Origin of the sequence: Pseudomonas antarctica (assembly GCF_900624995.1) — a bacterium.
In the GTDB taxonomy this organism is placed as follows: Bacteria; Pseudomonadota; Gammaproteobacteria; order Pseudomonadales; family Pseudomonadaceae; genus Aquipseudomonas; species Aquipseudomonas antarctica.
The window spans coordinates 1-9322 of the sequence record NZ_UYXQ01000135.1 but is presented as its reverse complement, the minus strand read 5'-3'; the positions used below and the strand labels follow the sequence as shown (position 1 = coordinate 9322).

The 9322-nt window shown below is 60.0% G+C and carries 9 protein-coding genes and 1 pseudogene; 2 read left to right on the top strand and 8 right to left on the bottom strand.

All coding sequences use genetic code 11. The features are described from left to right. The 5 genes and pseudogenes from E0F99_RS26605 to E0F99_RS26585 all read right to left on the bottom strand — a co-directional run. Window positions 1-286: pseudogene (locus E0F99_RS26605) on the bottom strand (MFS transporter); the annotation flags it as partial. A gap of 148 nt (window positions 287-434) precedes the next feature. Then, window positions 435-1913 (bottom strand): DASS family sodium-coupled anion symporter, encoded by a 1479-nt coding sequence (locus E0F99_RS26600; protein WP_083357862.1) that lies wholly within the window; start codon window positions 1911-1913, stop codon window positions 435-437. Window positions 1914-2028: 115 nt separating this feature from the next. Further along, window positions 2029-2835 (bottom strand): sulfite exporter TauE/SafE family protein, encoded by an 807-nt coding sequence (locus E0F99_RS26595; RefSeq protein ID WP_083357861.1) that lies wholly within the window; start codon window positions 2833-2835, stop codon window positions 2029-2031. Continuing rightward, window positions 2836-4080 (bottom strand): NAD(P)/FAD-dependent oxidoreductase, encoded by a 1245-nt coding sequence (locus tag E0F99_RS26590; protein WP_083357860.1) that lies wholly within the window; start codon window positions 4078-4080, stop codon window positions 2836-2838. Between the two features lie 50 nt (window positions 4081-4130). Beyond that, on the bottom strand, window positions 4131-4466 hold the full coding sequence (locus E0F99_RS26585) for an ArsR/SmtB family transcription factor (RefSeq protein WP_017136253.1): 336 nt from the start codon (window positions 4464-4466) through the stop codon (window positions 4131-4133). 109 nt (window positions 4467-4575) lie between these two features. Here E0F99_RS26585 and E0F99_RS26580 point away from each other — a divergent pair, with 109 nt between their 5' ends. Next, a complete protein-coding gene (locus E0F99_RS26580) occupies window positions 4576-5439 on the top strand; it encodes an MBL fold metallo-hydrolase (RefSeq protein WP_083357859.1) in 864 nt (287 codons plus the stop codon). On the opposite strand, the gene E0F99_RS26575 is transcribed toward E0F99_RS26580, so the two are convergent. The 3 genes from E0F99_RS26575 to E0F99_RS26565 form a co-directional block, all read right to left on the bottom strand. Then, window positions 5436-6659: a cyclic di-GMP phosphodiesterase gene (locus E0F99_RS26575; protein WP_083357858.1), complete on the bottom strand. Its 1224-nt coding sequence runs from the start codon at window positions 6657-6659 to the stop codon at window positions 5436-5438. The genes E0F99_RS26580 and E0F99_RS26575 overlap by 4 nt on opposite strands. Window positions 6660-7051: 392 nt before the next feature. Next, complete coding sequence (locus E0F99_RS26570; RefSeq protein WP_083357857.1) at window positions 7052-7279, bottom strand: hypothetical protein; 228 nt, start codon at window positions 7277-7279, stop codon at window positions 7052-7054. Window positions 7280-7411: 132 nt separating this feature from the next. Next, window positions 7412-7894, bottom strand: coding sequence for an Lrp/AsnC family transcriptional regulator (locus tag E0F99_RS26565; RefSeq protein WP_083357856.1), 483 nt, complete (start codon window positions 7892-7894; stop codon window positions 7412-7414). A 195-nt stretch (window positions 7895-8089) separates the two neighbouring features. Between E0F99_RS26565 and E0F99_RS26560 the strand changes: the two genes are divergently transcribed. Then, window positions 8090-9322, top strand: a 1233-nt coding sequence (locus tag E0F99_RS26560) for a 3-methyl-2-oxobutanoate dehydrogenase (2-methylpropanoyl-transferring) subunit alpha (protein ID WP_083357855.1), incomplete at its 3' end; no start/stop codon positions are given.

The following is a 9322-nucleotide window of genomic DNA, read 5'->3' as shown; positions in this document are numbered from 1 at the left end:
CGAACTGCTGGCGAAACTTCACCAGCAACAGGTTCATGCACACGTTGGTCATCACATAGGCGGCGGGCAGCCAGGCCATCTCGGCGGTGGTCGCGCCCAAGGCGCCTTGCAGGTATTGCAGGTTGGCGATTACCAGCGCGTTGCCGAGCCCGCCGGTGATTGCCACCAGCACGCCGACCAGCGCGAACAGCCAGCGCTTGTGCGTGGGGTGCAGCGGCGTCGACGGCGAGCCGGGCAGGCTCGGGCGCTCGTGGGGCTGCCAGGTGTGGGGGGTGTATTTATCCATTCGATGACCTTGATGAGCCGACGTGCAAGGTCGGTGACGCCGTTACTCAGGGACTAGTAAACCTGAGAGACGTTCATCTTGCCATGTCTCAAGCGGGCACCGCCCCTTGCGCTTGAGATCTCCTGGGTGTTGAGCAGCGTATTACGTGTCAGATCCAGCCGAGCCAGCTCCAGTAAGTCGCCGCGAACACCAGCATCAGCGCATACCCGATCAGCGTCACCAAAATCCCGACCTTGGCAAACTGCCGCGCCGTAAAGGTCCCCGTCCCCAGGCACACCATATTTTGCGGCGCATTAATCGGCAGGATAAACCCATAGCTCATCACAAACCCGAGCAACATGGTCATGCCCAAACGGTTGAACTCCCCCGGCAAGGTCTGCAACACGGCGATCAGGATCGGCAACAGCGCCGAGGTCAACGCGGTGGCGCTGGCAAAGCCCAAGTGGATCACGATCAGGAACGCGCCCAGGATCGCAAATACCCCCAGCGGCCCGACCTGGTCCAGGCCTGTATGCGCCACCACCTGCGAGCCCAGCCATTGCCCGGCCTGGGTGGTCAGCAGCGCCGTACCGAGGCTGATGCCGACGCCGAACACAATGACCGTGCCCCAAGGGATGCGCGACTGCACATCCTTCCACGTCATCACGCCGATGCCCGGCAGCAGCAGCACCACCAGACCGGCGTACGTGGTCGAGGTGGTATCAAAATTGTGCAAACGGCCCTCGGTGGCCCAGGCCAACAACAGCAACACAGAAACAGCCAGCAGGCGCTTCTGCGGGCCGGTCATGGGCCCGATGTCCACCAATGACTGGGCCACCGCCTCCTTGCCGCCAGGGATACTGTCACTTTCCGGCGGCAGCAGTTTGAGCACCAGCACCAGCAACACCGCCGACATGATCAGCGCCCAGGGCGCCCCCGCGATCAGCCAGTCGACCCAGGACACCCGCTCGCCGAGCATCTTGTCCATAAAACCGACGGTCAGCAGGTTCTGTGCCGCGGCGGTCTGGATACCGACGTTCCAGATGCTGGTGCCCTGGGCCACCACGATCATAAGCCCGGCGGCGATATTGGAGCGTTTGTCGACACCAAACGCCGCCACCACGCCCATCATGATCGGCACCACACAGGCACTGCGCGCGGTAGCGCTGGGCACCACCAGGCTCAACAGAATGGTGACCGCGATCGCCCCCAGCAGAATGCCGCGCGTGCTGGTACCGACCCTGGTCAAAGTCACCAGGGCGATACGCCGGTCCAGGCCGGTGTGGGTCATGGCCGCCGCTATGAACAACGCGCCCGCCACCAAAGCCAGCGCCGGGTTGGCAAACCCGGTCAAGGCCATGCTGATCGCGGGGCTGGAGCCGATCAGGTGCGCCGGGTCTTGCAGTGAAGGCGCGGTGCCCAGCAGAAACGCCATCAGCGAGGTAATCATGATCGCGCTGGCTTCATAGGACACCGCCTCGCTGATCCACACCACCACCGCAAACGCGAGGATCGCGAGCATTCGATGCCCGGCCACGGGCAACTCAGCCGGCAGCGGCAACAGCAGCACACCGACCATCACCAGCACGGCGACCACCAGGCCCAGGGGGAACTTAAATGATGCAGCGGTTGTTGCGGGCGTGCTCATGGGGCTCTCCGTCAGCCTTCAAATCAGGCGCGGAGCATGACGCACAATGCCGCAAGCCGTGTTGACAGGTATCAAGTCCCCAGATCAGGCATGCCGCCTTGTTTCAGAGCTTGCTTCAGAGCAACGCCTTGACCAGCATGCCAACGGCCACCACCACACACAGGCTGGCAAACCCAACCTGCAGGGTTCGCGCCTTGATCACCGAACACAGGCGCCGCCCCACCCACATGCCAACAATGCTCGCACCAATAAACACCCAGCCCACAGGCTCGATGCTCACCCCGGCATGAAACGCCCCCGCCACGCCAATCAGTGAGATCAGGCTGATCACCATCAAGGAGGTGGCAACGATCCCGCGCATTTGCACATCGGTCAGTTGCTTGAACGCCGGCACGATCAGAAAACCACCGCCCACGCCGAGCAAGCCTGATACCGCGCCCGTCACAGCGCCTAATGCTGCCAACGTGGCACTGCATTTGGCAGTCCAGGCCAGGCGCCCAGTCTGTTGATTCAGCATGCAGTTCTTCTGGCCCCAGGACGCGGCGCCATGGTCACTCGGCCCAACCTCGACCTTTTCGCGCTGCAACATACGCCAGGCCACCAGCACCATCAGCGCGCTAAACAGCCCCATCAGCACGGGCTCCGACAGTTGGTGAGCAACGAACACCCCCAATGGCGAGAACAGCGCGCCGAGCAAGGCGATCAGCAAGGCCGCGCGATAACGCACCAGGCCATGGCGCAACCCGTCGATTGCACCCACCGCTGCCGCCGCGCCCACGGCGAGCAGCGACACCGGCGCCGCCTGGGTCATGGTCAAGCCCAACCCCAGCACCAACGCCGGCACCCCGAGGATGCCACCGCCGGCACCGGTCAGGCCCATGACCAGGCCCATCAATAAACCCAACAGACTTGCCAGCAGCATTTAATCCACCTTGCTCAGGCGGGTCAGCCACTCGCGGCCCTTAAGCATGCCGTTCCAGTAGAACCACGGCAGCAGCGTGGCCTTGAGGAACCACATCGAGCGGCGCGCCTGGGTCGGGTCCAGCGCGAAGGTCGGCAGCAGTTTGCCGCCGTAGCCGAACTCGGCGAGCACCACCTTGCCCTTCTCCACCGTCAGCGGGCACGAACCGTAGCCGTCGTACTTGAGCGGCAGCGGCGCCTGTTTGCGCAGGGCCAATAGGTTTTCGGCCACCACCACGATCTGCTTGCGCACGGCGGCGGCGGTCTTGGCGTTGGTGGTGCCGCACACGTCACCCAGGCCGAAGATGTGCGGGTAGCGCAGGTGTTGCAGGCTGTGGGGGTTGACCTCGCACCAGCCGGCGGCGTCGGCCAGCGGGCTTTGGCGGATAAAGTCCGGGGAGACTTGCGGCGGCACCACGTGCAGCAGGTCGAAGGCTTTCTCTTCAACGCTGACATTACCCGCCGCGTCCTTCACCTCGAACCAAGCCTTGCGTGCCGGCCCATCCACCCTGATCAGGTTGGAGTTAAACGCCAGGCGCGCGTTGTACTTCTCGACGTATTTCATCAGTGGCGGCACAAACGTCGCCACGCCAAACAGCGCGGCGCCGGCAAGATCGAACTCGACATCGATGTTTTTCAGGTGGCCTTGCTTGAGCCAGTGATCACAGGACAGGTACATGGCTTTTTGCGGCGCGCCCGCGCATTTGATCGGCATGGCCGGCTGGGTAAAGATCGCCCTGCCGCTCTTGAGTTGCTGCACCAATTGCCAGGTGTAGGCGGCGTGTTCATAGCTGTAGTTGGAGGTGACGCCGTGCTGGCCGAGGGCTTCTTGCAGGCCTTCGACTTTCTCCCAGGCCAGGCGCAGGCCGGGGCACACGATCAGGTTGTGCCAGGTGACACGCTGACCGCTGTCGAGCACCAGGGTTTGCTCGTCGGGCAGCAGCTCGGTGACGGCGGCCTGCACCCAGGTGACGCCATTGGGCAGTACGTTGGCCAATGGGCGCCGGGTCTTTTTGACGTCGTAGGCGCCGCCGCCGACCAGGGTCCAGGCCGGCTGGTAGCAGTGGTATTCGCTCGGTTCGATCAGAGTGATGTTCAGGTGCGGGTCGCGCTTGAGCAGGCTGGCCAGCAGGCCGATGCCTGCCGAGCCGCCGCCGATGACTACGATATCGCCACTGATGGTTGGGCCACCGTGTTGGTCATTCATGGTCAATCGCCTTTCTTAAATCTGCACACAAGGGTCGTTGCCGGATGGCGTCACGCCCAGCTTTTGATGACCGCACCGCAGTACAGCCCGGAGAGGGTCTTCATTACTTGAATCACTTCATGGCTGGCCAGCCCGTAGAAAATGTATTTGCCTTCCCGACGGGTGGCGACCAACCCTTCGTCGCGCAAAATGCCCAACTGTTGTGACAGCGTAGGCTGTCTTACGCCGGTCATGGTTTCCAATTCGCCAACGTTGCGCTCACCCTGGGTCAACTGGCACAGGATCAACAAACGGTCCTCGTTGGCCAGTGCCTTGAGCAAGGAGCAGGCCTTGGACGCCGAGGCGCGCAGTTGGGCGACTTCGCCTTCACTCAGAGTAGATTCCATTTGCTTCAGGTCCTTTCTGTCACTTAAGCTCAAAACATTATGTGTAAACATAAACTGATTGTAACGACTTTTTTCTTCATTGTTTTTTTCCTCAACAGGGACAGCCGCCATGCCCGCGTTAATTCAAGCTTTTCTGGACGAGGCATCGTCGACCTTCACCTACGTCGTCTACGAAGCCGACGGCGGCCCGTGTGCCATCGTCGACTCGGTGCTCAATTACGACCCGGCTTCCGGGCGCACGGATACAGCCCAAGCCGATAAAGTCATCGCCTTTGTGCGCGAACACGGCTTGCAGGTGCAGTGGCTGCTGGAAACCCACGCGCATGCTGATCACTTGTCCGCCGCGCCCTATCTGCGCCGCACGTTGGGCGGCAAGATCGCCATCGGCCAGGCGATCAGCAAGGTGCAGGGGGTGTTCAAGACCCTCTTCAACCTGGAGCCGGAATTTCGTGTGGATGGCTCACAGTTCGATCATTTATTTGCGCCGGACGAGATCTTTCATATCGGCAATTTGAAAGCCCAGGCGCTGCATGTGCCCGGCCACACCCCGGCGGATATGGCCTACCTGATCGACGACCAGTTTATTTTAGTGGGTGACACCCTGTTCATGCCCGACGTGGGCACGGCGCGCTGCGATTTCCCGGGTGGCGATGCGCGGCAATTGTATGCGTCGATGCGCAAGTTGCTGGCTTTCCCGGCGCAAACCCAACTGTACGTGTGCCATGACTATCCGCCCCAGGGCCGTGCGGCCAAGTGCCTGACCACCGTGGCCGAACAGCGCGCGGGAAATATTCATGTGCATGACGGGGTGGATGAGGCGGCGTTTGTAGAAATGCGCACCACGCGTGATGCCGGGCTGGGAATGCCGACGCTGCTGTTGCCGGCGATCCAGGTGAACGTGCGGGCCGGGAATATGCCGCCGCCGGAGGAAAATGGGGTGGTCTACCTGAAAATTCCGCTCAATCAACTCTAAGCCGGCTGATCGAAATAGGACCCTTTGACGCGCGCAAGCCCTGACCACAATTCGTCGAGGTGCTTAAAGCCCCACGCTTCAGCAGTTTCTCGGCCGACGATCTTGTCGGGCTGCTTGGCCAGGTTGACCACCACCTGGGTAATCGGCAAGCGGGAACGCGTGGAAAAGAACACTTTCACGATCGGCGTCAGCAATGCGCCAGGGTTTTGCTCGATGACCACGCCGATACGGCCACTCTCCAGCCGCACCAAGGCGCCGACCGGATAAATGCCCATGCACCGCACAAACGCCTGAAACACCCGTGCGTCAAAATGGCCTTTCCATTCAGCCATTTTTTGTATGGCCTCATCAGGCCCCCAGCCATGCTTGTAGGGGCGTTCTGAGGTGATTGCGTCGTACACGTCGCACACCGCGCCCATTTGCGCAAACAAACTGATCTGGTCCTGCACCAAGCCATGAGGGTAACCACTGCCATCGCATTTCTTATGGTGATGCAAGCACACATCGAGCACCAATGCGCTGATGTGCGGGCATTGGCGAAGCATGTCCGCGCCCTGGGTCGGGTGCAGGCGCACCGAGGCGAACTCAAGCGCGGTCAACGTGCCGGGCTTACTCAGGATCGCTTCGGGAACCGCCATCTTGCCAACGTCGTGGAACAGCCCTGCCAGCCCGGCCTCCTGGATCATGGCGGGCGCCAAATCCAGCTGGCGCGCCATAGCAATCATCAACCCACACACAGCCACCGAGTGCATGTAGGTGTATTCATCGGCGGTCTTCAAGCGGGCCAGGCTGATGAAGGCGTGAGGATGACGCAGCAGCGACTGGGAAATATCCTCGACCAGTTGGGTGACGTTGGCGGGGTCAACCGCCCTGCCCATGCGCAACTCCCCGAACATCGCGATCACTGCGCGCTTGGCAACCCCACACAACTTTACCGCTCGGGCCACCTCCGCCTTCATCTCGTGACGGGCCAGTACCGCGCGGGGTTTGACCACCACCGGAGCCGGCTTCAACGCGGCCGGGGCAATGGGCGCTAAGTCGCAGCCTTTGAGTGTGTCAATCCATACGCCTTGGACCGACGAATCGCGCAGGCGCTGCAGATCCTCAGCGTGGTTCAGGAGAAAATGGCTTTTCCAAAAACCATGCTCAATCCAGGCGCCCTCGAGCTTATGGATGTACATGCCCAAGACCACTTGCGACGCAGGAATGCGTTTCAACATAGGCCATGCCTCGCGGTGCGCAGGTTCAGTGCTAGCGAAAAACGGTCCACATAAATACTCGGCAGCCAGCGGGGGTCAATTTCAACAGTCGAAGCATAGACGGTGTCGACTTTTATCCGTGTCCCTCCCCCTTGGATTGATAGCAGCCTGCACCCACCGCCAAAACAAAGAGCAGTACGAAGGTTTAACTTCAAGGATCTCAAGGACATATCCATTCCCCTCTTTGCGTAAACCATCTAGTTAAATGGCCTATAGCTATCATCGTGCATAACCGTGCGTGAAAAATACGTGATTTTTCCCATATCTTTTATTATTAGAGCAACTAGGATGTCGGACCGTTATATTAGTTAACTTATAAACAATACCCGCGCAACCCTACAAACGTTGTAGGGTTAATCGGCTTCAGCTTTATCGTTGAGCAGCGAATACATCGCATTACAGGACCGGTCACAGTTTCGACCAACCGATTCCAGGTGGCGTTTCAAAGAGGTGCTTACTTGCGGCGACAGGTGACTTAGATTTTCGATCAGCGCGGCCATGTCCTCTAGCGCTGCGGCGATAGAAAGCTGAGTTAGATTAAAGTCGTAGAGCGCGCGGCATATTAATTGCTGGTTGTCCATGACGTATCCCGCCCTTTAAAAATGGAGCTTAGCAGGTACAAGGAGCCACTCAGATAAAAGTCCACGTTATATTTGCACGCGTCACTTTATGACGCTGAGGCAGCGCCTTGCTGCGCTGCCGTCTTGCGCCACTCAGACCATCAAGCCACCGGGTGGCAGGGGTAGCGCCGTCTTGTAACGCACTTGTTTGAGGGCAAAACTGGAGCGGATGTTAGCGACGCCCGGTACCTTGGTCAGAAAATCCATCATAAAGCGCTCCAGCGACTGGATTGTCGGCACCAGCACCCGGATCAGGTAATCCGGGTCGCCGGCCATCAGGTAGCACTCCATCACTTCCGGGCGGTCGGAGATCGCGCCTTCAAACTGCTGCAACGCCAACTCATTCTGCTTTTCCAGGCTCACATGGATAAACACATTGACGTGCAGCCCGAGTAAATCGGCATCCAGCAGCGTGACCTGGTCGCGGATCAAGCCCAATTCTTCCATCGCCTTGACTCGGTTGAAACACGGTGTGGGCGACAGGTTGACCGAACGAGCCAGGTCGGCGTTGGTGATGCGGGCGTTCTCCTGAAGGGCGTTGAGAATGCCAATATCGGTACGGTCCAGTTTGCGCATGAGACAAAATCACCTGCTTATTATGTTTATGCAGTTTTTTTATCCTCAAATGATCGCGAGCGCAACGAAACAGAGATAAATATTCTTCTACGCCACGCCTATGATTGTTGTAGGACAAGATTTCTCCTACCCGGAGACTGACTGTCAGCTAGCGCGCCCACTACAAGAAATTCACAAGATCGAGCGTAGAAAGCCATGAATCAGCCATATGCACCATTGCGTCTGCACGTTCCCGAACCCTCGGGCCGCCCAGGCTGCAAGACCGACTTTACCTACCTGCGTCTGACCGACGCCGGCTTGGTGCGCAAACCCGCCATTGATGTAGAACCCGCCGACACCGCCGACCTGGCAAAAGGCCTGATTCGCGTACTCGACGACCAGGGTCAGGCTCTTGGCCCGTGGGGTGAAGGCGTTCCCGTCGAGATCCTGCGTAAAGGCATGCGCGCCATGCTCAAGACGCGGATATTCGACAACCGCATGGTCGTCGCCCAGCGTCAGAAAAAAATGTCGTTCTACATGCAAAGCCTTGGCGAAGAAGCCATCGGCAGCGCCCAGGCCCTGGCCTTGAACATCGACGACATGTGCTTCCCCACCTACCGCCAGCAAAGCATCCTGATGGCCCGCGAAGTGCCGCTGGTGGACCTGATCTGCCAACTGCTGTCCAACGAGCGCGACCCGCTCAAGGGTCGCCAACTGCCGATCATGTACTCGGTCAAAGACGCCGGTTTCTTCACCATTTCCGGCAACCTCGCCACCCAATTCGTACAGGGCGTGGGCTGGGGCATGGCCTCGGCGATTAAAGGTGATACCAAGATTGCCTCGGCCTGGATTGGCGACGGCGCCACCGCCGAATCCGACTTTCACACCGCCCTCACCTTCGCCCACGTCTACCGTGCGCCGGTGATTCTCAATGTGGTCAACAACCAGTGGGCCATCTCCACCTTCCAGGCCATCGCCGGTGGTGAAGCCACCACCTTCGCCGGACGCGGCGTCGGTTGCGGTATCGCCTCGCTGCGTGTGGACGGCAACGACTTTATCGCGGTGTACGCCGCCTCCGCCTGGGCTGCCGAGCGTGCGCGCCGCAACCTGGGGCCAACCCTGATTGAGTGGGTCACCTACCGCGCCGGTCCGCACTCCACCTCCGATGACCCGTCCAAATACCGCCCCGCCGATGACTGGAGCCACTTCCCGTTGGGCGACCCGATTGCGCGCCTTAAGCAGCACCTGATCAAGATTGGCCAGTGGTCCGAAGAGGAACACGCGGCGGTCAGTGCCGAACTTGAGGCCGAAGTGGTCAAGGCACAAAAAGAAGCCGAACAGTACGGCACCCTCGCCGGCGGCCAGATTCCAAGCGCCGCGACCATGTTCGAAGACGTTTACAAAGAGATGCCGGAGCACTTGAAGCGCCAGCGTCAAGCGTTGGGGATC

Excerpts from the sequence above, each read along its gene's own strand:
- E0F99_RS26600 (WP_083357862.1), bottom strand. The coding sequence starts at position 1,913 with ATGAGCACGCCCGCAACAACCGCTGCATCATTTAAGTTCCCCCTGGGC.
- E0F99_RS26595 (WP_083357861.1), bottom strand. The coding sequence starts at position 2,835 with ATGCTGCTGGCAAGTCTGTTGGGTTTATTGATGGGCCTGGTCATGGGC.
- E0F99_RS26590 (WP_083357860.1), bottom strand. The coding sequence starts at position 4,080 with ATGAATGACCAACACGGTGGCCCAACCATCAGTGGCGATATCGTAGTC.
- E0F99_RS26585 (WP_017136253.1), bottom strand. The coding sequence starts at position 4,466 with ATGGAATCTACTCTGAGTGAAGGCGAAGTCGCCCAACTGCGCGCCTCG.
- E0F99_RS26580 (WP_083357859.1), top strand. The coding sequence starts at position 4,576 with ATGCCCGCGTTAATTCAAGCTTTTCTGGACGAGGCATCGTCGACCTTC.
- E0F99_RS26575 (WP_083357858.1), bottom strand. The coding sequence starts at position 6,659 with ATGTTGAAACGCATTCCTGCGTCGCAAGTGGTCTTGGGCATGTACATC.
- E0F99_RS26570 (WP_083357857.1), bottom strand. The coding sequence starts at position 7,279 with ATGGACAACCAGCAATTAATATGCCGCGCGCTCTACGACTTTAATCTA.
- E0F99_RS26565 (WP_083357856.1), bottom strand. The coding sequence starts at position 7,894 with ATGCGCAAACTGGACCGTACCGATATTGGCATTCTCAACGCCCTTCAG.